Raw genomic sequence first — 19,880 nt, forward strand, 5'->3', positions numbered from 1 at the left:
GGGGCTTACTTCTTTTTGACCGGCAGGCCGTCGTGCGTCCAGGCCATGATGCCGCCTGCCAGATTGTAGAGCTTGGTGAAGCCCTGCTTGGCGAGGAGGTTGCAGGCCATGCCGGAGCGGTTGCCGGTGCGGCAGTAGACGATCACCGGCTTGTCTTTCCAGGACTCGATCTGGTCGATCTTGCTGCCCAGCTGGCCGAGCGGGATGTGCTTCGCATCGCGCAGGTGGCCTTCGCGGTATTCGTTGATCTCGCGCACGTCGAGCAGTAGCGGCTCCTCGTGGCTCATCATGCGCGAGGCCTCGGCCGGGCCGATTTCGGCATACTTGCGGGTGAGGCGCGAGATCTCGGAGGCGATCAGCATGAACAGGATGCCGACCGCGGCCGCGGCCAGCATCCAGTGGCGCTGGAGAAAGTCGAGAAAATCCATGCGTGCTTACTGGGGACGGCGCACGCCCATCTTCTCGCAGATGGTATCCAGCGGGCAGAAGCGGGTGAAGCCGCTCTGGAACAGGTTCAGGCCGACGAAGGCGGTCAGCCACAGCCAGCTCATCTTGCTCATGTCGACCTGGCCGGTGAAGTGGGCGAGGGCCAAGGTCAGCAGGATCATGAAGCCGGCGACGATGCGTACAATGCGGTCGGTGGTCATCTTCTGGACTCGTTGAAAGAGGTTCAGGAGGAATGGGGACAGAACACTTCCTGCATCATGCCGATCAGGCGCAGGGTGCGCGCGTCACTGACGCGGTAGTATACCCGGTTGGCGTCCTTGCGCGAGGCGAGGATGCCCTTGTCGCGCAGGATGGCAAGATGCTGGGAGATGTTGCTCTGCGTGGTGCCGACGGCATCGACGATGTCCTGCACGCTGACCTCGCGGTCACCCAGCACGCACAGTATCTTGAGCCGCAGGGGGTGAGACATGGCCTTGAGGGAGCGCGAGGCGCGGTCGATGTCTTCCATGCGGGTCATCAGGCGCGGGGCGCAGATATCGGTATCGTCATGCACCATGGTTATGTTCCTGGCGTGGCCACAGGTTAAATCAGAATATTGTGATAAATGGTAAACCTTTTCCCGCGAACTGCCCATGTGCTCGTCGTGCTCGTCCTTGTGGGGGGCTTCGCGGCTTCGGCCGAGGCGGATGATGCCGCGCAGAAGGCCAAGGAACTCAAGGAGTTGCAGAAGGCCCTCGAGTCCGCACGGTCCGAACTGAACAGCCTGAGCGCGCTGCGCAACAACGAGGAGCGGGCCCTGCGCAACCTTGAGAACCAGCAGGCCGGCGCGGCCCGGGCCCTGCACGAGGCGCGCGAGGCGCTGCTTGCGCAGCAGGCCGACCTCGAGGCATTGCGCGCCCGCCAGGCGGCGCTGGAAGGCTCGATCGCACGCGGCCGGGAGGGGCTGGCCGCGAGCGTGCGCGCACTGTATGCCCTGGGGCCGGACTCGACCCTGCAGGGGATGCTGAGCCCCGGGGGGCGTGCCGACAAGATGCGGATGGAGGGGTATCTCGCGGTGTTGCGCGACCGCCATGCCCGAACTTTGTCTGGCCTGCGCGCGGATCTGGACGAGAGTGCGCGCGTCGTGGCTGAACTCGAGAGCGGGTTGGCCCATCTAATCGCGCTGGAGCGTTCGGCGCGCGAGGAGCAGCAGCGTCTTGACGAGCTTCGGCAGAAGCAGTCTCAGGCCATCGAAACCCTGGAGGCCCGCATGAAGGCGGGCGAGGCAAGGGTTGAGCAGATCAGGAGCGATCAGCGCGATCTCGCGCGGCTGGTACGAAAGCTGGAAGAGGCGGCAAAGCAGCCACCTCCCCCCCCTCCGCCCAGCGCTCAGCCGCCTTCGATGCGCAGGCAGGCCACGGACAACGTGGAGGCGGCGGCACCCAGGGGCGAGCAAGCTCCGGTCCCGGTGGGCGTGGCGGGAGGCATTCCGGTGGCTGGGCGCCTGGCGCGCAAGTATGGCGACCCGACCGGGCTGGGGGAGTTGCGTTCCGACGGTCATTTTTACGCCGCGGCGGAGGGGACGCCGGTGCGTGCGGTCGCCGATGGCCGGGTCGTGTTTGCCGACTGGATGCGTGGCTATGGCCAATTGGTCATCCTGCAGCATGCGGGGGGGTACCTGAGCCTCTACGCGCACAACGAGGCGATCTACAAACCGGTGGGCGCGAGCGTGCGGCGAGGCGAGGTGATCGGTGCGGCGGGCCGCAGCGGTGGAGCACGCCAGACGGGGCTGTATTTCGAGGTCCGGCATGGCGGTCAGCCGATCAACCCCGCCCGCTGGGCCGCCATGAAGGGCGGGTAGGGTCGGGACAGGTTTAGCCGCCGCTGATAGACTCTCGGCAACAGGTTTTTCGCGCGGGCATGGCCCGCGCCCATGAGGAGTGAATTCCATGCAACAGCGTATGCGTGCCGCGGCCCTGGTGGTGACCGGTGTCGCCCTCGGCTTCGGGTTGACCTTCGGCGCAGGCGTGCTGGCGGAGCGCGAGGCCCCGGCCGCCGCGGTCGAGTCCCTGCCGATCAACGAGCTGCGTACCTTCACGGATGTCTACGCGCGCATCAAGGCGGACTATGTCGAGTCGGTGGACGACAAGACCCTGCTGACCCATGCCATCCGCGGCATGCTCGCCGGCCTGGATCCCCACTCCACCTACCTCGACCCCGAGGAATTCAAGGAGCTGCAGGCGGGGACCAGCGGCACCTTCGGCGGTCTCGGGATCGAGGTTGGCATGGAGGATGGCTTCGTCAAGGTCATCGCGCCCATCGACGACACCCCGGCCCAGCGTGCCGGCCTGCAGGCGGGCGATTTGATCATCCGCCTGGACGACAAGCCGGTGCAGGGGATGAGCCTGAACGATGCGGTCAAGCTGATGCGCGGCGAGCCGGGCACCAAGATCAAGCTGACGGTGGTGCGCAAGGGCCTGGAAAAGCCGCTGGAGCTCACCCTCGAGCGCGCCGTGATCCGGGTCAAGAGCGTCAAGAGCCGCATGCTTGAGCCAGGCTACGCTTATGTGCGCATCACCCAGTTCCAGTCGCAGACCGGTGAGCAGCTGCGTCAGGTGCTCGAGGATCTGCAGAAGCAGGCGGGTGGCAAGCTCAAGGGGCTGGTGCTGGACCTGCGCAACAACCCGGGCGGCGTGCTGCAGGCCTCGGTGAGCGTGGCCGATGCCTTCCTGGATGACGGCCTGGTGGTGTACACCGATGGTCGGGTGAAGGACGCCAAGCTGCGCTACAGCGCGCATCCGGGCGACCTGCTCAATGGCGCGCCAATGGTGGTACTGGTCAACGGCGGTTCGGCCTCGGCCTCCGAGATCGTTGCCGGGGCCCTGCAGGACCACAAGCGCGCGATCATCATGGGCAGCAAGACCTTCGGCAAAGGCTCGGTGCAGAGCATCCAGGAGCTGGCCAACGGTGGCGCGGTGAAGCTCACCACCTCCCGTTATTACACCCCGTCCGGCCGCTCGATCCAGGCCGAGGGCATCGTCCCGGATATCCTCCTGCCGCAGATCACGGTCGACAAGGTCGAGATGGATGATCATCGCCTCAAGGAGGCCGATCTTTCCCGCCATCTCGACAACGGCAACCGGCCGGGCAACGGCGCGGCGAAGCCCGCCGACGTGGTCAACGGCGAGGACGGCAAGCCGCTGGCGCAGAGCGACTTCGCCCTGTTTGAGGCCCTGAACATGCTCAAGGGCATGGTCATTCTCGGCACCCGCTAAGGAGGTCGCCATGCCACGCGTCCTGGTACCCCTCGCCCCCGGCTTCGAGGAGCTGGAGGCCATCTCCATCACCAACATCCTGCGCCGCGCCGGGATCGAGGTGCTGACCGCCGGGCTGCAGCCGGGGCCGGTACGGGCGGCGCGTGGCACGGTCCTCGTGCCGGATACGAGCCTCGACCAGGTGCTGCATGAGGACTTCGACCTGGTGGTGCTGCCCGGCGGCCTGCCGGGGGCGGACAACCTGCGCGACGACCCGCGGGTGCTGCACATCCTGCAGCGCACCCATGCCGAGGGGCGGCTGGTCGGGGCGATCTGTGCCGCGCCCAAGGTGCTGGCCCATGTCGGCCTGCTGCATGGGCGTCGGGCGACCCATTATCCCGGCGCCCTGAACGCCGAGGAGCTGGCCGGCATGACGGACAGCTCCGCCGCGATCGAGCTGGATGACCGCATCATCACCTCGCGTGGTCCCGGAACGGCCATGGACTTCGCCCTGGCGTTGGTCGAGCAGCTCATGGGGCGCGCCAAGCGCGACGAGGTGGAGGCCGGACTGGTTCGCTGACCCCGGCCTGCGTCTGAAACACAACGCCCCGCACGATGCGGGGCGTTGTCGTTTTCGGCAGGGCGGTCAGCGGTTGGTCGGGGGGGTGGCGCTGATCTTGTGGATGGCAAGATCTGCCCCCTCGTATTCCTGTTCCTGGTCCAGCCGCAGGCCGACCATCTTCTTCAGCGTGCCATAGACCGCAAGGCCGCCGAGCAGGGCGAGGGCGATGCCGAGCAAGGTCCCGATGAGCTGGCTCATCAGGCTGACGCCGCCTGTGCCGCCCAGCGCCTCCAGGCCGAAGATGCCGGCGGCGATGCCGCCCCAGGCCCCGCACAGGCCATGCAGTGGCCATACGCCGAGCACGTCGTCGATCTTCCAGCGGTTCTGGGTGATGGTGAACAGGGCCACGAACAGGCCGCCTGCGATGGCGCCGGTCATCAGTGCGCCGAGGGGGTGCATCAGGTCGGAGCCCGCGCAGACGGCCACCAGGCCCGCGAGCGGACCGTTGTGGACGAAGCCGGGGTCGTTCTTGCCCGCGACCAAGGCCGCGAGGATGCCACCCACCATGGCCATCAGCGAGTTGAGCGCGACCAGGCCGGAGACGGCCTCCACGGTCTGCGCGGACATCACGTTGAAGCCGAACCACCCCACGGTCAGGGTCCAGGCCCCGAGCGCAAGGAAGGGGATGCTCGACGGCGGATGGGCAGTCATGCCGCCCTTCTTACCATAGCGTCCCATGCGCGGACCGAGCAGCAACACGGCGGCGAGCGCCACCCAGCCACCGAAGGCATGCACCACCACCGAGCCTGCGAAGTCATGGAACTTGGCGCCGAAGCTCGCCGCAAGCCACTCCTGCACACCGTACGCGCCATTCCACATCATGCCTTCGAACAGCGGATAGAACAGGGCGACGAGGATGAAGGTCGCCCCAAGCTGAGGGTAGAAGCGTGCGCGCTCGGCAATGCCGCCGGAAACAATGGCGGGGATGGCGGCGGCGAAGGTCAAGAGGAAGAAGAACTTGACCAGGCCATAGCCGTGCTCGGCGGACAGCGCCTGCGCGCTCTGCCAGAAGTCCACGCCGTAGGCCAGCGGGTAGCCGATGAAGAAATAGGCGAGGGTCGCCACGGCGAAATCGCCCATGATCTTCATCAGTGCGTTGACCTGGTTTTTCTCCCGCACGGTGCCGACCTCGAGGAAGGCGAAGCCTGCGTGCATGGCCAGCACCATCGCGGCGCCGATCAGCAGGAAAAAGACGTCCATACCGGTGGGTGTCATGGGCAACCTCATGAACAAAAACAACGAGGGGGCTGCTTAAGCAATAAGCGCGCCACCCAAAGGAGGATCGGAAAAAGCCTTCCCGGGCTTTTTCAGATCGGCATGTTGCGAAATGAATTCGCGAAGGGGACGCCTTGAGAATATAGCGCGCACAAAAAAGGCGCCCACAAATGGGGCGCCTGCATCATTGCGGGGCTTTCGAGCCCGTGGGGTAGGGAGGTTACTCGACGCGCTCGCCGTGCAGGGCGGTGTCGAGGCCTTCGCGTTCCTGCTCCTCGCTGACGCGCAGGCCCATGACCATGTCGATCACCTTGAGGATGACGAAGGTCAGTACCGCGACGTAGACGACGGTGATGGCGACACCCACAATCTGGGTCATGACCTGGCCCATGCCGCCGGCCACGCCGCCGATGGACTCGACGGCGAAGAAGCCGGTCAGGATGGCGCCGACGATGCCGGCCACGCCATGCACGCCGAAGGCATCCAGCGAATCGTCATAGCCGAGCATGCGCTTGAGGCTCGTGGCTCCCCAGAAGGCCGCTACCCCACCGATCAGGCCGATGATCAGGGCGCCGACCGGGCCGACGAAGCCGGCGGCCGGGGTGACGGCCACAAGGCCCGCCACCGCGCCGGAGACGATGCCCAAAAGGCTCGGCTTGCCCTTGGCCAGCCACTCGGCAAACATCCAGGCGAGCGCGGCACCCGAGGTGGCGACCATGGTGGCGAGCATCGCCATGCCGGCACGGCCATCGGCGGCGACGGCGGAGCCGGCGTTGAAGCCGAACCAGCCCACCCACAGCAGGGCACCGCCGATCAGGGTCAGCACCAGGTTGTGCGGTGCCATCGGCTCCTTGCCGTAGCCCAGGCGCTTGCCCAGCATGATGGCGGCGACCAGTCCCGCCACGCCGGCATTGATGTGCACCACGGTACCGCCCGCGAAGTCGAGCACGCCCATGTCCCAGAAGAAGCCGCCCACGCCGCTCCACACCATGTGGGCGATTGGCACGTAGACCAGGAACAGCCAGGCGGTGATGAACACCAAGAGGCTGGAAAACTTCATCCGCTCGGCCACGGCACCGGTGATCAGCGCGGCGGTGATGATGGCGAAGGTCATCTGGAAGACGACGAACACGGATTCGGGGATGACCCCGGTCAGGCTGTCCTTCCCGATCCCGGCGAGGAAGGCCTTGTTCAGGGTGCCGATGAAGGAGTTGAGATTGGTGACCCCCTCCTCCATGCCGGTGGTGTCGAAGGCCAGCGAGTAGCCGAACAGCATCCACAGCACACCGACGAGGCCGGTGATGGCGAAGCTCTGCATCAGCGTGCCGAGCACGTTCTTCTTGCGCACCATGCCGCCATAAAACAGCGCCACGCCAGGGATGGTCATCATCAGCACCAGCACGGTGGAGGTCAGCATCCACGCGGTGGCGCCGGAGTCCAAGGTGGGGGCCGCCTCGGCGGCGGCCGTCACCGTCTCGGTGACCACCTCGACCGCGGGGGCGGCCTCTTCGGCCAGGGCCAGCGACCCGGTGGCGAGGGTACCGAGCATGAGCATCGATTTGAGAAGCATCGGATTCATCGTGCGCCCTCCTTACAGTGCGCTAGGGCCGGTCTCGCCGGTACGGATGCGGATGGCCTGCTCGATGGGGGAGACGAAGATCTTGCCGTCGCCGATCTTGCCGGTCTTGGCCGCGCGGGTGATGGCCTCGATCACCGTGTCGACCAGCGGATCGTCCACGACCATGTCCAGCTTGATCTTGGGCAGGAAGTCCACGACGTATTCCGCGCCGCGGTACAGTTCGGTGTGACCCTTCTGGCGGCCGAAGCCTTTCACTTCGGACACGGTCAGGCCCTGGACCCCCACCTCGGCGAGGCTCTCGCGAACCTCGTCGAGCTTGAAGGGTTTGATGATGGCGGTGATGAGTTTCATCTCGTCCCTCCGATCAGAACGACTTGAGGAAGGACAGATAGACGCGGCCGTCCGCGACATCCTTGCCTGCCCAAGTGTAGGCAGCCTTGTCGGCATTGGTGTCCGAGTAGGCCAGGGTCACGACGCCAAAGCCGACATCCTTGGTCACGCCCACCTTCCAGTCGGTGTAGGACGCCAGGTCGTTGTCCTTGACGCTCTGGTAGCCGACATGGCCGATCACGCCCCAGCCGTCGCCCAGGTCGTAGGTGGCGGAGAGGTCGGCGTAGTAGCTGCCGCGGGTCTTGGCGAAGAGGTCGGTTTCTGAGCCCCAGCCTACGAAGTGGTCGGACACCACGTAGTTGACTTTGGCGGTGAGGATCCCGTAGCTGAGGCCGGCATAGACCTCGGTGGTGTCGGGCGTCGGGCCGGCGGCCTGGGCCGTCTCCGTGCGATCACCGGGATAGTAATAGGTGATTACGCCTACATCGAAGCCAAGATCCTTGGTGATGGAGCCCTTAAAGCCACCGTACAGGTCAATCTCCATGCTGTTGCTTTCTTTCAGGCCGAGTGCACTCACCCATTCGACGTTGGAGCCCCAGGTGCCCACGTAGAAGCCGCTTTCATGGGCGAAATCGAAACCGCCCTGGATGGCCGGCTTGTGCTGGGTTTGCGAAATGCCGCGGAAGAGGTAATCGCTGGTCAGGCCGATGTTGGCGCTCAGGGTGTAAGGGGACTTGGCCTCCTCGGCCATGGCGGGGGCGTGGGCGGCGGCGAGGCCCAGGGTCATCAGAACACCGGCAGTGACTTTTTTCATGGAAACGTGCATGGAAGCATCCTCTTGGTATGGGGCGGTTGTTGCAGGATCGCAGGAAGTCTCTAGCAGGAGCAGTGCCAATTTGATATTGGCTTGAAAATCAATGTCTTGTTGAATGGTCTGGGCCCTTGCCAAGGGCGCGGAGGCGTGGTGCACCAATATGGTGCGCAGCGGTGCCCAGTTAAGAGGCGTTCACGAGCGGACTCCTGGGCTAGCAGGCCGTTGAAAAAAAGGGTTTCAACGGCCTGCTAAGGCAAGCCATGGAAGGCTTGCACGAAGATCAATCACGTTAAGTGATTGATCTTCGCAGCCCGTCGCGGACATGCGCCGCGACGAGGCGAGTTGAAAAAGGGCAGGAAGCCCTTTTTCAACACCCTGCTAGACTTGGTCCGGTCAGACAATGAGGTGCCCCCATGCTCGACCCTAAACAACTGGATGATTTCGCCCGCCGCCTGGGCGAGGCCCTGCCTGCCGGCCTGACCGAGCTGCGCGCCGACCTCGAAAAGACCGCGCGCCTCGGATTGCAGCAGATGCTGGAGAAAATGGATCTGGTCACGCGCGAGGAATTCGAGGTGCAGAAGGCCGTGCTGGAGCGCACCCGCGCCAGGCTCGAGGCGCTCGAGCACCGCGTGGCCGCGCTGGAGGCCGCGGCCCACGGGGCCGACCGGGAGTAAGCTAGGGAAAACGATGAGCACGAGATTCTCCCCTCCCCCACCAGGGGGGAGGGAACGAGCCACAATCAAGGTTGCATCGTTTCCCAAAAAGAGCCCAGGAGGGGCACCATGTCTTTGGCCATCACCTACGCCCGTGCCCAGGTCGGTATCGAGGCCCCGCTGGTCAGCGTGGAGACCCATGTCGCCAACGGACTGCCCAGCTTCGCCCTGGTCGGCCTGCCGGAGGCTGCGGTGCGCGAAAGCCGCGAGCGGGTGCGCGCCGCCCTCTTGACCTGCGGCTACGAAATGCCGCCGCGCCGCATCACCGTCAACCTCGCGCCCGCCGACCTGCCCAAGGAGGGCGGCCGCTTCGACCTGGCCATGGCCCTCGGTCTGCTGGCCGCCACGGGGCAGCTCGCGCCGGATCGCTTCGCGCCCTACGAATTCCTGGGGGAGCTGGCCCTCAGCGGTGCACTGCGCCCGGTGCCCGGCGTGCTCCCGGCGGCCATGCGTGCGCGGGATGCCGGGCGCGCGCTGATCCTGCCGCATGGGAATGTCGCCGAGGCTGCGCGGGTGTCGGGGGGGCAGATCTTCGGTGCGGGGCATCTGCGCGAGGTGGTGGCCCACCTGCTCGGGGCCGAGCCCCTGAGCCCGGCGTCGCCGGGCTCAGGGGGCGGCGTGCCGGCCGTGCCCGACCTGCGCGACGTGCGTGGTCAGCACCGCGCCAGGCGTGCGCTGGAGATCGCCGCCGCCGGCGGGCATAACCTGCTGATGATCGGTCCGCCCGGGGCGGGCAAGAGCATGCTGGCGCACCGGCTGGCGGGCATCCTTCCCGCCATGGGGGAGGAGGAGGCCCTGGAGAGCGCCGCCATCTGGTCGGTCAGCAGCCAGGGCTTCGATGAGGCGCGCTGGGGCGTGCGCCCCTTCCGCGCCCCGCACCACACCGCCTCCGGCATCGCCCTGATCGGCGGCGGCTCGAGCCCGCGCCCGGGCGAGATCTCCCTCGCCCATCACGGCGTGCTGTTCCTGGACGAGCTGCCCGAGTTCGACCGGCGCGCGCTGGAGGTGCTGCGCGAGCCCATGGAGACCGGGCGCATCGTCATCTCCCGCGCCGCGCGCCAGGTCGAATTCCCGGCCGCCTTCCAACTGATCGCGGCCATGAACCCGAGCCCCAAGGGCGATGATTCCGACCCGGAGGCCGGGCGCCGCTACCGGGCGCGCCTGTCCGGCCCGCTGCTCGACCGCATCGACCTCCAGCTCGAAGTCCCCCCTGTGGCGCGGGAACACCTGCGACTGGACACTCCGCCGGACGGCGAGCCGAGCGCGGTGGTGCGCCAGCGGGTGGAGCAGGCCCGCGCGGTGCAGCGGGCCCGCTCGGGCCGGCCGAATGCGCGTCTGGGGGCAGCGGAGCTGGCTTGCCATGCCCGGCTCGGCGTCAAGGAGGCCGAGTTGCTGGAGCAGGCGATGGAGCGGCTCGGCCTCTCCGTGCGCGGGCGCGACAAGGTGCTGCGCGTGGCGCGCACCATTGCCGACCTGGCCGGCAGCGAGTCGATCCGCGCCGAGCATCTGGCCGAGGCGATCGGCTACCGCGACCTGGCGCGCTACGGCTTCGGCTGACTCCGCATCGCCCAAGGGGCCTCCGGGTTGAATGCCTGCGGCGCATGGCGCGGCTCTTGCTTGAAGGAGAGGCCACCCTTCATGGAGTAGCGAGCCATGCCCCATCTCACCCCTTGCATGCGCCAGAGGGGTGCACCATGACCCAGGTGCACCGTTTCTGGCCATTGCTGACCGGCACCCACCGTTACGACAAGAGCCTGTCGACCCGTGGGCGGGGCCAGGGCGTCATGATTGAGGCGCCGATCCTCGCCTATCTGATCGAGACCGCAAACGGCCGCATCCTCTACGACGTGGGCTGCGACTACGCCAAGATTGCTGATCCGGTGCAGCGGGCGCGGCATTACGAGGGGCTGGACTTTCCCTTCGGCCCGCCGGTAATGACCGAGGAGCAGCGCCTGCCGAACCGGCTGGCGCGCCTTGGCCTGACGCCGCTGGATGTCGACCTGGTGCTCGTCGGCCATCTGCACTTCGACCACGCCGGCGGGCTGTGCGAGTTCTGCCACAGCGAGATCCATGTGCATGCCCGCGAGCTGGAGGCTGCCCGCGCCGGCGCGGATGGGGCCTATTTCGCCGAGGACTTCGCTGGCGACTACCGTTGGCGCGTCGCGCAGGGCGAGTACGACCTGCTGCCGGGCGTGCGCGCGATCGAGTCGCCCGGCCACACCGCCGGCCACATGTCGCTGCTGGTCGAGCTGCCCAAGGGGCCGCCCATCCTGCTGGCGGGTGATGCCGCCGACCTGCGTGAGAACATCGAGGACGAGGTGGCGCCCGGACTGTGCTGGCAGGAGCGCGAGGACCTGGCCCTTGCGAGCATCCGCAAGCTCAAGTCCTTGGCGCGCGAGGCGGGCGCGCAGCTCTGGCCCAACCACGACATGGCCTTCTTCCGTGCGTGCCGGCCGTTCCCGGAGCCGTACGCATGACGCCGCGCGTTCCTCAGCGCTTCGTCGGCCTCTGGCACCGTCGGCTGCTTGAAACCCCTGCGGTGCGCGACACTTCGACCGAGGTCTTTTGGCTGCAGACCCCAACCCTCTACGTCGACCTGCGCGTGCCCCTGGGGCGGCAGGCCCCGTGCGAAGGGTTTGCCGGGAGGCTGACGGTGGACGGTGATGTCCTGACCTGGCAGCGCTGGCTGGACCTCTCGCCGCCATCCCCCTGGCCGGACGTGGGCACCATGCACGGGGAGGGCGACCTGCTGGAGGAGTTCGGCGTGTACCAGCCCTACCGCGAGGTGTGGCAACGCGTGGCCCACGGAGGGGACAGCCTTGCCCTGGTCTGGGAAGGCGAGGGGGCGGGCCGGGGGATCTGGGTCATGCTCGGGCGCTATTTCATGTGGGCCCTGTTCCGCCACGAGGGCCTATCGCTCCACCGGGAGATCAGCTACGGGCTGCGCGGGGAGGAGGGCGGCGCATGGACCATCCTCCGTTCGAGCGAGGCCGCCCTGGTCGGGACCTCGCTGGCCGATCGCTACCACATCAGCATGCCGAAGGCGGCGCTGGGGGATTGCCTCCTTTGCGACCGGGGCACGGGCCAGCGGATGCGCTGGCGGCCCCATGCATGATTGCCCTCAACGAGCACAGCACAGGACGGATGTATGACCTTGCCGACGAGCGCCCCGCTCATCGCCCTGCTCCTGGCCGCCATCCTGTGGGGGCTGAGCTGGATACCGCTCAAGCACTTCGCCGCGTATGACGTGCACGGCGTGTCGCTCAACCTGGTCGCCTATGGCGGCCTGGCCCTCCTCTTCCTGCCCCTCCTGTGGCGGCAGCGAGCGGCCTGGCGCGGTCAGGGGCTGACCCTGCTGGGCATCGCCCTGCTCGGCGGTTACGCCAATTTCGCCTTCACCACAGGGATGGCCCTCGGTGAGGTGGTGCGGGTGATGGTGCTGTTCTACCTCGTCCCGGTGTGGGGCGTGCTGGGCGGGCGTCTGTTCCTGGGCGAGGTGATCGATCGGCCGCGCCTGCTCGGGGTGGTGTTGGCCCTGACCGGGGCGCTGCTGATCCTCGGTGGACCGGCGGTCCTGCAGGGTGAGGTGTCCTGGCTGGACCTGCTGGCCATCAGCTGCGGCCTGGCCTTCGCCGGCAACAACATCGTATTCCGCGCGCGGCCTCAGCTGCCGATGGGAAGCAAGCTTGCGGCCATGTTCCTGGGCTGCGCGGCCATGGCCGCCGCAGGGCTGGAGGCCGGCGTTCAGGACTGGCCCGCGGCTCCCGCGGCGATCTGGGGCGGGGTGCTGCTGTTCGGCTTTGGCTGGGTGCTGCTCGCCACCCTTGGCACGCAGTGGGGGGTGACCCATATGGAGGCCGGACGCGCGGCCATCCTCATCATCCTCGAACTGGTGGTGGCGGTGGTGTCCGCCATGCTGCTCGGCGGGGAGCGGATGAGCCCTCTGGAGCTGGCCGGCGGCGCGCTCATCCTTGGCGCGGCCCTGCTGGAGGGTTGGCGCGAGGGGAAGCGGCCGGTGGCAGGCTGAGCGAAGAAATAAAGAACGGGGCTCGTGGCCCCGTCCTCAGGTCCCTGTCGTTCGCCCTGCTCAGAACAGGCGCAGGTAGCGATTCCGCTCCCAGTCGGACACGTGGCTGTGGTAGTCCAGCCATTCCTGGCGCTTGAAGTCGGCATAGGTGCGGAACATCAGCGGCCCCATCACCTCCTCGGACAGCGGGTCGGCTTCGAAGGCATCCACGGCCTCCTCGAGGTTGCGCGGCAGCAGCTCGATCCCGCGCGCCTTCAGCTCGGCGGTCGGCAGCTGGTACATGTTCTCGGTGTTCGGTGCGCCGGGGTCGAGCCCCTCGCGGATGCCTTCCAGCCCGGCAGCCAGCATCATCGCCGCGCCCAGGTAGAAGTTGCCGGAGATGTCCGCCGCGCGACATTCGACCCGGCCGCCGCCGAGCGGGATGCGCATCATGTTGGTGCGGTTGTTGTTGCCGTAGCAGACGTAGACCGGTGCCCAGGTGAAGCCGGACATGCTGCCCTTGCGCACCAGTCGTTTGTAGCTGTTGACGGTCGGGGCGATCACGGCGGCGATGGCCCTGGCGTGGCGCAGGATGCCGGCGGTGAACTGGTAACCGAGCGCCGACAGGCCGCAGCCGCGCGGATCATGGTCGTCCTCGAACAGGTTGGCGCCGGTCTCGTGGTCGGCCAGCGACATGTTGTAGTGCGCGCCGGATCCGGTGCGGTTGGCGAAGGGTTTGGGCATGAAGCTGGCGAAGAAGCCGTGCTTCTTGGCCAGCTCGCGCACCATCATGCGGAAGAAGGTGACGCGGTCGGCGGTGGTCAGCGCGTTGGCATACATGAAGTCGGTCTCGAACTGGCCGTTCGCATCCTCGTGGTCGAAGGAGTAGACGTCCCAGCCGAGTTTGTTCATGGCCTGCACAAGCTCGTCCACCAGCGGGTAGCTGTCGAGCAGGCCCTCCACGTCGTAGCAGGGCTTGGCCAGGGTGTCGCGCGGGCTGGCTGGCACGGGGCGGCCGTCTTCGCCTTCGCGCAGGATGAAGAACTCGGTCTCCACGCCGAGGTTGAAGGTGAACCCCATCTCGGCCGCCTTTGCCAGCTGGCGCTTGAGGATGCCGCGTGCACAGGCCTCGAAGGGCTGGCCCTGATGGTAGAGGTCGCTGGCGAACCAGACGACCTCGGGATTCCACGGCAGCACGGTGGCGGAGGACGGGTCGGGGCGGGCGGAGACCTCCTCGTCGCTGATCGCCTGCGGCACGCCGTCCAGCGCCGCGCCGGTGTACAGCTCGGAGCCGCGCAGCATCTGGTCGATGTGGGCGAGCGGCACCGCCTTGGCCTTGGACACGCCGTGGATGTCGACGAAGCTGGCGAGGGCATATTTCACGCCTTCGTTCTCGAGGGCGCTGTGGAGGGCCTGGATTTCAGGTGAGCGGGGGTGTTTGGCCATGGTGGAGGTTCCTGGTCGGGGGTGGGGTTAAATCAGGGCGTCGTGCCACATCTCGAGGGGCGTGGTCTCGTGCAGGGCCTTTTCGAGCTGGGCGGCAAGCGACCTGACGCAGCGCTCTAGCAGCTCGCGGCCTTCGGTAGCGCTGGCCCGGCTTGGCTGGCCGACCACGCCGTGCAGGCATTCCTGGTCGACCCGGTAGCTGAAGAAGCAGCCGGCCGAGCGGTCGGGTTCGTCAACGGCCTTGTCCATCCGCACCAGCTCCGGATGGAGCGCCAGCATCAGCGAGGTCTCGGCGCAGTTGGCGTGGAAGTTTTCCGCATCCTGGTGGTACTGCCGGCGGACCTCGGTGGAGATGTCCCACAGCGAGCGCAGGGAGATGCGCATCGTTGGGATGTCGTGACGGATGTTCTCCAGTGCGCAGCGCAGCGGTGCCCAGTTGGTCACGTGGCCGTTGAGCAGCAGCAGGCGGCGGAAGCCAGCGGCATGCACCCACTCGGCAATCTCGAGGACCATCCGGGACAGCGTTTCCGGGCGCAGGGAGAGGGTGCCGGCCCACTGGGTGGAATGACCGAGAGAACACCCATAGGAGAGGGCGGGCAGCACCGGGATGCCGGTCAGGGTGGATGCGCCTTCGGCCACTGCGACGGCGGAGAGGGTGTCCACGCCGACCGGCAGGTGGGGGCCGTGCTGCTCGGTGGCGCCGACCGGAAGGATCGCCATGTCGATGCCTGCGGGGGGCAAGGCGGCAATATCTTCCCAGCGCAGCTCCGCCCAGCGGACGGGGGCGCCGTCAGGCAGGGGGTACGAGTTCGTCATGGAAGCGCTCCGTGCGGCTGGTGGTCTCGACCAGCTCCGTGTACAGCTTCTTGTGGGTCACCCCGAGCGGGATGTCGTAGGTGATGGTGGCGCCGTAGGCCCCCGGCGCCTGGGGGTCGAGACGCACCTTGTCGAACACCAGCAGGCGGGTGCCCAGCTCGAAACCTTCCTTGATGTCGTGGGTGATCATGAAGATGTTCATCTTGTGCTCGTCCCACAGGCGCAGGATGAGCTGGTGCATGTCGGCGCTGATGCCCGGGTCCAGCGCTCCGAACGGCTCGTCCAGCAGCAGCACCTTGGGCCGCTTGATCACCGCCTGGGCGATGGACAGGCGCTGCTGCATGCCGCCGGACAGGGCGCTCGGATACTTGTGGCGCGCGCCATACAGCCCAACCTCCTCCAGCACCGCCTCCGCCTCTGCGGCGGCGGCCCTGCGCCTTGCGCCGAATAAGCGTCCCAGGAGGGGCGCTTGCGCAAGTTCCAGGCCGAGGAGCACGTTCTCGAGCACGGTCAGGTGCGGGAAGACCGAGTAGCGCTGGAACACGATGCCGCGGTCCGGCCCCGGCTCGGCGGGCAACGGCTGGCCGTCGATCAGGAAGGTGCCGCGCGAGGGCTGCTCGATGCCGAGCAGCATGCGCAGGAAGGTGGTCTTGCCGCAGCCCGAGGCGCCGACGATGGTGATGAACTCATGATCCTTCACCTCCAGGTTGACGTTCTCGAGCACAACCTGGTCGCCGTATTCCTTCCACAGGTGCTTGATCGAGAGGGTGGTCATGTGCGGGCGCTCCCGACGTGGTACCAGGGGAACAGGCGGCGCGAGGCCTGGCGCAGCAGCTGGTCCATCAGGAAGGCCAGCAAGGTGATCCAGGCCACGTAGGGCAGGATCACGTCCATCGCCAGATAGCGGCGTACCAGGAAGATGCGATAGCCGAGGCCGTCCTCGGCGGCGATGGCCTCGGCCGCGATCAGGAACAGCCAGGCGGCGCCCAGGGCGAGGCGCAAGGCGTCGATCAGGCGCGGCAGCATCTGCGGCAGGATTACCCGCAGGGCGATCTGCCAGGTCGAGCCGCCGAGGGTCTGGGCCTTGATCAAAAGCTCGTGCGGCAGCTCGGCCACCCGCAGCGCGACGTCGCGCATGATGAAGGGGGCAATGCCGATCACGATCAGCACCACTTTGGCCACCTCGCCGAGGCCAAACACGATGAACAGCACCGGCAGCAGGGCGAGGGGGGGGATGAGGGAGAGCGCGGCGATGAAGGGGGAGAGCGTGGCGCGGGCGTAGGGGATCAGCCCGGTCAGGATGCCGAACACCAGTCCGATCAGCGCGCTCAAGGCCAGCCCAAGACCCAGGCGGGTGAGGCTGGCGGTGGTATCGGCCCAGAGCTGGTACTCCCCGGTGCGCTTGTCCGGCTCCAGGGCAAAGCCCTGGATCGCCTCGGCGAAGCTTGCGAGGGATGGCAGGAGCTTGTCGTTCGGGTTCGCCTCTAGACGCAGGTCGGAGGCGACCAGATAGAGGACGATCACCGCCAGGAAAGGCAGCGCGCCCAGCAGGATGGCGCGCCCCAGGCTCGGGGTCCGATTGAGCAGGCGCATGTCAGAGCTTTCCTTCAGCGGCCATGTTCATGTAGTCGGCATCGAAGCGCAGCTTGACGTTCTTCGCATCGCCCAGGGTCTTGCCGCCCGGGAAGGCCATGCCGACCGCGTCCGCGCTCTTCGCGCCCTGGCCAAGCAGGCCGTGGCTGAAGGAGAAGGTGCGCACGAGATCCATGGTCTTCACCAGATCAGCGCTCTTGCTGAAAGTGACCGCCTCGCCCGGGGTGTAGAACATCCGGGTGGTCTTGAGCTGAGCATCGAAGCCGGCGAGGTCGGTGCCGGAGGCATTGGCCATCGCCCCGCGTGCGGCCTTGCCTGCCGCGTCATCGCGGGACATGACGGCCATGGTCTCGTACCACGCGCCCACCAGGGCCTTGCCCAGCTTGGGGTTGTCCTGCAGCGTCTTCGTGTTGACCACCAGCAGGTCGAGGATCTCGCCCGGGATCTGGCTGGAGTCGAACACCAGGGAGGCGCCCGGCATCGCCTTGATCGCGGAGAGTTGTGGGTTCCAGGTCACCACCGCCGTTACGTTCGGGGTGCCGTAGGCGGCGATGATGTCGGCATCCGAGGTGTTGACCACCTTGATGTCCTTTTCCTTGAGCTTGACCGTCTCCAGCGCCCGCGCGAGCAGGTAGTGGGACACGGACAGCTCGACCAGGTTGACCTTCTGGCCCTTGATGTCAGCGAGCTTCTTGCCCGTGCCCTTGAGCACGATGCCGTCGTTGCCATTGGAGAAATCGCCGATGATCAGGGCGGTGCTGTCCACCCCGCTGGCGGCGGGAATGGTCAGTGCATCCATGTTGGTCATGGTGCAGCCGTCGAACTGGCCGGCGGTGAACTGGTTGATGGACTCGATGTAGTCGTTGATCTGGACGACGTCGACCTTGATGCCGTACTTGTCGGCCCACTTTTTCATGATGCCGCTCTTGGACATGTAGTCCCACGGCATCCAGCCCACATAGATGCTCCAGCCGATCTTGAACTCGCTCTTTTCGGCGGCAAGGGCGGCGGGGCTGCTCATGGCAAGGCCAGTCGTGAGTGCCGTGGCCATGACCAGCGGCTTGAGAACCCTGGAAAGAAGAGATCTGTGCATCGGTCCGCTCCTCAGTGTCGTGCGTTTGAAATCGCGCTGTTTGAGGAGTGGACACGAAGTCGCCTCGGGGATAGCAAGCTCCATGCTCACTCCTCGTGGGTGACCTCCCGGGCTTTTGTCCCGCCGTGTATCCGCCCCAGGGCGGACCGCCTCTCTCGGACCAGCACTCCCGTGCAAGGAGCCGGAACCCTAGAGGCGCCCGATTAAGACAACGCAAGTGCCGTGCCAGGACAGGCAATCCGCACCATGGCAGGGGAGTACGGCTTTGGGCACGGGGCAGACTGCGGCCAGGCGGGGCGATTTGGGTGCGCAGTGCACCAAAGTTGTGCGCACGGGGGTGCGCTCCGGTTGAAGGGACTCGTCGGAGGCCGTGCCGGGGGCGCTCCCCCGGTGTCTGGCACGCCACGTGCAAGGATGAACGTGTGCGCCGGGTGTTCGGGGACTTGGCCTGCGCACACACAACCCCTGCATTCATTACGGAGTACTGTCCATGACCTCCCATGCGGACATGTCCCGTCCTGAGTCCATCCTGTGGGAAGAGCTGGTCCCCGGCGGCAACCACTGGTCCGGTCTCATGCGACGCGGCACGGCCCTGCGCCTGACCGATCTTCAGGGCGGCGCCAATCTCTCGGCCCTGTTCTACAACTTCGACGAGCGCCTCGAGCGCTACAACATGGCGGACACGCTCAAGGCCCAGCACACCGCCCTGCTCACCCGAGGGCATGTGCTGATGTCCGACATGGGGCGCGTGCTTGCCTCCATCGTGGCCGACGATGTCGGGGGGCACGATGCCTTCTGCGGGGTGTCCGACGCCGCCCTGATCCGTGAGAAGTACGGCGAGCGCCCGTTCGGCGTGGCGCGCAATGCCATGTACCGCAACGGCCGCGACGGGCTCCTGATCGAGCTCGGCAAGTGGGGGCTGGGCAAGCGCGACCTGGTCCCCGGGGTCAACTTCTTCAGCCGCGTGATCGTGGGGGAGGAGGGCGAGCTGTCCTTCGCCACGGGTCACTCCTACCCCGGCGCCACGGTGGACCTGCGTTTCGACATGAATGTGCTGGTGGTGCTCTCCGCCGCGCCGCACCCGCTCGACCCCAAGCCTGAATACGCCCCGGGGCCGGTCCTGCTGACCGCCTACCGCGCGGGGCTGGCCGCGGCGGATGACTATTGCCGCACCTTCCGGCCGGAAAACGCGCGCGCCTTCATCAACACCGAACGCTATTTCGCCGAGTGAGGGGGCGACCATGAACATGCTGATCGAAAGTCCGCTCGACCCGCGCGATGCGGTGCTGGATGAAATCTGCCCGGCGGGCGAGGCCTGGATGGGCACGGTCAGGAAGGGGCAGACCTTCCGCATCGTCGACCTGGAGGGCAACCAGGCGGTGGATACCCTGTTCTACAACGCACATGATGCCGAGGAGCGCTACAGCGCGACCGACACCATCCGCCGTCAGGGAAGGCTGTACCTGACCACCGGCTCACGCCTGATCTCCTCGGAAGGCAATGTGATGCTGACCATCACCGCCGACACCTGCGGCCGCCACGACACGCTCGGCGGCGCCTGCGCGGCGGAGAGCAACACCGTGCGTTACGCACTCGACAAGCGTCCGATGCATAGTTGCCGCGACAACTTCATGCACGCCCTGAACGCCTGTGGCTGTGCCCACCACCTGGGGATGAGCAAGCGTGACATCACCAGCAACATCAACTTCTTCATGAACGTGCCCGTGACCCCCGAGGGCCGGCTCAGCTTCGAGGACGGCATCTCCGCGCCCGGCAAGTACGTCGAGATGCGCGCCGAGATGGACGTGGTGGTGCTGATCTCCAACTGCCCGCAGCTCAACAACCCCTGCAACGCCTACAACCCGACCCCGATCCGCCTGCTGGTGTGGGATCCGGTGTGATCAGGCCCGCGCGCGGGACGGCCCGCGTTGCCATCCGAACCCGCCGGGACGACCCGGCATCCCCCGCGAACG

22 protein-coding genes and 1 riboswitch are annotated in these 19,880 nt (G+C 66.8%); of the genes, 10 read left to right on the plus strand and 12 right to left on the minus strand.

Features of this window, described 5'->3' with window-relative positions; translation table 11 throughout:
- Nucleotides 1–5: 5 nt before the first annotated feature.
- From V6D91_RS06190 to V6D91_RS06200, 3 genes are read right to left on the minus strand one after another with little or no spacing between them, the layout of a single operon-like run.
- Nucleotides 6–428 (minus strand): rhodanese-like domain-containing protein, encoded by a 423-nt coding sequence (locus V6D91_RS06190; RefSeq protein WP_347318754.1) that lies wholly within the window; start codon nucleotides 426–428, stop codon nucleotides 6–8.
- Between the two features lie 6 nt (nucleotides 429–434).
- Nucleotides 435–647, minus strand: coding sequence for a DUF2892 domain-containing protein (locus V6D91_RS06195; protein ID WP_347318756.1), 213 nt, complete (start codon nucleotides 645–647; stop codon nucleotides 435–437).
- Between the two features lie 23 nt (nucleotides 648–670).
- Nucleotides 671–1,003 carry a metalloregulator ArsR/SmtB family transcription factor gene (locus tag V6D91_RS06200; RefSeq protein WP_347318758.1) on the minus strand — a complete coding sequence of 111 codons (333 nt, stop codon included), beginning with the start codon at nucleotides 1,001–1,003 and terminating at the stop codon, nucleotides 671–673.
- A 48-nt stretch (nucleotides 1,004–1,051) separates the two neighbouring features.
- On the opposite strand from V6D91_RS06200, the gene V6D91_RS06205 reads away from it, so the two are divergent.
- The 3 genes from V6D91_RS06205 to V6D91_RS06215 all read left to right on the plus strand — a co-directional run bounded on the left by V6D91_RS06205 (nucleotide 1,052) and on the right by V6D91_RS06215 (nucleotide 4,260).
- Entirely contained in the window at nucleotides 1,052–2,287 is a 1,236-nt protein-coding gene (locus tag V6D91_RS06205) for a peptidoglycan DD-metalloendopeptidase family protein (RefSeq protein ID WP_347318760.1), read from the plus strand.
- Between the two features lie 88 nt (nucleotides 2,288–2,375).
- Nucleotides 2,376–3,701 (plus strand): S41 family peptidase, encoded by a 1,326-nt coding sequence (locus tag V6D91_RS06210; RefSeq protein ID WP_347318763.1) that lies wholly within the window; start codon nucleotides 2,376–2,378, stop codon nucleotides 3,699–3,701.
- Nucleotides 3,702–3,711: 10 nt separating this feature from the next.
- Nucleotides 3,712–4,260 (plus strand): DJ-1 family glyoxalase III, encoded by a 549-nt coding sequence (locus V6D91_RS06215; RefSeq protein ID WP_347318765.1) that lies wholly within the window; start codon nucleotides 3,712–3,714, stop codon nucleotides 4,258–4,260.
- Between the two features lie 66 nt (nucleotides 4,261–4,326).
- On the opposite strand, the gene V6D91_RS06220 is transcribed toward V6D91_RS06215, so the two are convergent.
- The 4 genes from V6D91_RS06220 to V6D91_RS06235 all read right to left on the minus strand — a co-directional run bounded on the left by V6D91_RS06220 (nucleotide 4,327) and on the right by V6D91_RS06235 (nucleotide 8,240).
- A complete protein-coding gene (locus V6D91_RS06220) occupies nucleotides 4,327–5,517 on the minus strand; it encodes an ammonium transporter (RefSeq protein WP_347318767.1) in 1,191 nt (396 codons plus the stop codon).
- A gap of 220 nt (nucleotides 5,518–5,737) precedes the next feature.
- Nucleotides 5,738–7,096, minus strand: a complete 1,359-nt coding sequence (locus V6D91_RS06225) for an ammonium transporter (RefSeq protein WP_347318769.1) — start codon at nucleotides 7,094–7,096, stop codon at nucleotides 5,738–5,740.
- A 12-nt stretch (nucleotides 7,097–7,108) separates the two neighbouring features.
- Entirely contained in the window at nucleotides 7,109–7,447 is a 339-nt protein-coding gene (locus V6D91_RS06230; protein WP_347318771.1) for a P-II family nitrogen regulator, read from the minus strand.
- A 13-nt stretch (nucleotides 7,448–7,460) separates the two neighbouring features.
- Nucleotides 7,461–8,240, minus strand: coding sequence for a TorF family putative porin (locus V6D91_RS06235; RefSeq protein WP_347318773.1), 780 nt, complete (start codon nucleotides 8,238–8,240; stop codon nucleotides 7,461–7,463).
- 413 nt (nucleotides 8,241–8,653) lie between these two features.
- Between V6D91_RS06235 and V6D91_RS06240 the strand changes: the two genes are divergently transcribed.
- From V6D91_RS06240 to V6D91_RS06260, 5 genes are all read left to right on the plus strand, one after another.
- Complete coding sequence (locus V6D91_RS06240) at nucleotides 8,654–8,914, plus strand: accessory factor UbiK family protein (protein ID WP_347318775.1); 261 nt, start codon at nucleotides 8,654–8,656, stop codon at nucleotides 8,912–8,914.
- Between the two features lie 108 nt (nucleotides 8,915–9,022).
- The gene (locus V6D91_RS06245; protein WP_347318777.1) at nucleotides 9,023–10,510 is read left to right on the plus strand and encodes a YifB family Mg chelatase-like AAA ATPase; all 1,488 of its coding nucleotides are present in this window, start codon (nucleotides 9,023–9,025) and stop codon (nucleotides 10,508–10,510) included.
- 137 nt (nucleotides 10,511–10,647) lie between these two features.
- Nucleotides 10,648–11,430: an N-acyl homoserine lactonase family protein gene (locus V6D91_RS06250; RefSeq protein WP_347318778.1), complete on the plus strand. Its 783-nt coding sequence runs from the start codon at nucleotides 10,648–10,650 to the stop codon at nucleotides 11,428–11,430.
- Entirely contained in the window at nucleotides 11,427–12,068 is a 642-nt protein-coding gene (locus V6D91_RS06255) for a hypothetical protein (protein ID WP_347318780.1), read from the plus strand. Before V6D91_RS06250 ends, V6D91_RS06255 begins: the two co-directional genes overlap by 4 nt.
- Nucleotides 12,069–12,101: 33 nt before the next feature.
- Nucleotides 12,102–12,980, plus strand: a complete 879-nt coding sequence (locus tag V6D91_RS06260) for a DMT family transporter (RefSeq protein WP_347318782.1) — start codon at nucleotides 12,102–12,104, stop codon at nucleotides 12,978–12,980.
- 60 nt (nucleotides 12,981–13,040) lie between these two features.
- Here the strand turns inward: V6D91_RS06260 and glnT are convergent, their stop codons facing one another.
- The 5 genes from glnT to V6D91_RS06285 are packed head-to-tail and all read right to left on the minus strand — an operon-like array spanning nucleotide 13,041 to nucleotide 17,907.
- Nucleotides 13,041–14,405, minus strand: a complete 1,365-nt coding sequence (glnT, locus tag V6D91_RS06265; RefSeq protein ID WP_347318783.1) for a type III glutamate--ammonia ligase — start codon at nucleotides 14,403–14,405, stop codon at nucleotides 13,041–13,043.
- A 27-nt stretch (nucleotides 14,406–14,432) separates the two neighbouring features.
- Nucleotides 14,433–15,221, minus strand: coding sequence for a creatininase family protein (locus V6D91_RS06270; protein ID WP_347318785.1), 789 nt, complete (start codon nucleotides 15,219–15,221; stop codon nucleotides 14,433–14,435).
- Complete coding sequence (locus V6D91_RS06275) at nucleotides 15,196–15,996, minus strand: ABC transporter ATP-binding protein (RefSeq protein ID WP_347318787.1); 801 nt, start codon at nucleotides 15,994–15,996, stop codon at nucleotides 15,196–15,198. Before V6D91_RS06275 ends, V6D91_RS06270 begins: the two co-directional genes overlap by 26 nt.
- Complete coding sequence (locus tag V6D91_RS06280; RefSeq protein ID WP_347318789.1) at nucleotides 15,993–16,814, minus strand: ABC transporter permease subunit; 822 nt, start codon at nucleotides 16,812–16,814, stop codon at nucleotides 15,993–15,995. Before V6D91_RS06280 ends, V6D91_RS06275 begins: the two co-directional genes overlap by 4 nt.
- Before the next feature lies 1 nt (nucleotide 16,815).
- Nucleotides 16,816–17,907 carry a putative urea ABC transporter substrate-binding protein gene (locus V6D91_RS06285; protein WP_347318792.1) on the minus strand — a complete coding sequence of 364 codons (1,092 nt, stop codon included), beginning with the start codon at nucleotides 17,905–17,907 and terminating at the stop codon, nucleotides 16,816–16,818.
- Nucleotides 17,908–18,009: 102 nt separating this feature from the next.
- Nucleotides 18,010–18,111: riboswitch (guanidine-I (ykkC/yxkD leader) on the minus strand.
- A gap of 286 nt (nucleotides 18,112–18,397) precedes the next feature.
- On the opposite strand from V6D91_RS06285, the gene V6D91_RS06290 reads away from it, so the two are divergent.
- The gene (locus V6D91_RS06290; RefSeq protein ID WP_347318794.1) at nucleotides 18,398–19,138 is read left to right on the plus strand and encodes an urea amidolyase associated protein UAAP1; all 741 of its coding nucleotides are present in this window, start codon (nucleotides 18,398–18,400) and stop codon (nucleotides 19,136–19,138) included.
- A 16-nt stretch (nucleotides 19,139–19,154) separates the two neighbouring features.
- Nucleotides 19,155–19,808 carry an urea amidolyase associated protein UAAP2 gene (locus V6D91_RS06295; RefSeq protein WP_347318936.1) on the plus strand — a complete coding sequence of 218 codons (654 nt, stop codon included), beginning with the start codon at nucleotides 19,155–19,157 and terminating at the stop codon, nucleotides 19,806–19,808.
- Nucleotides 19,809–19,880 lie beyond the last annotated feature (72 nt).

The organism is Thiofaba sp. EF100 (assembly GCF_039822285.1).
In the GTDB taxonomy this organism is placed as follows: Bacteria; Pseudomonadota; Gammaproteobacteria; order Halothiobacillales; family Halothiobacillaceae; genus Thiofaba.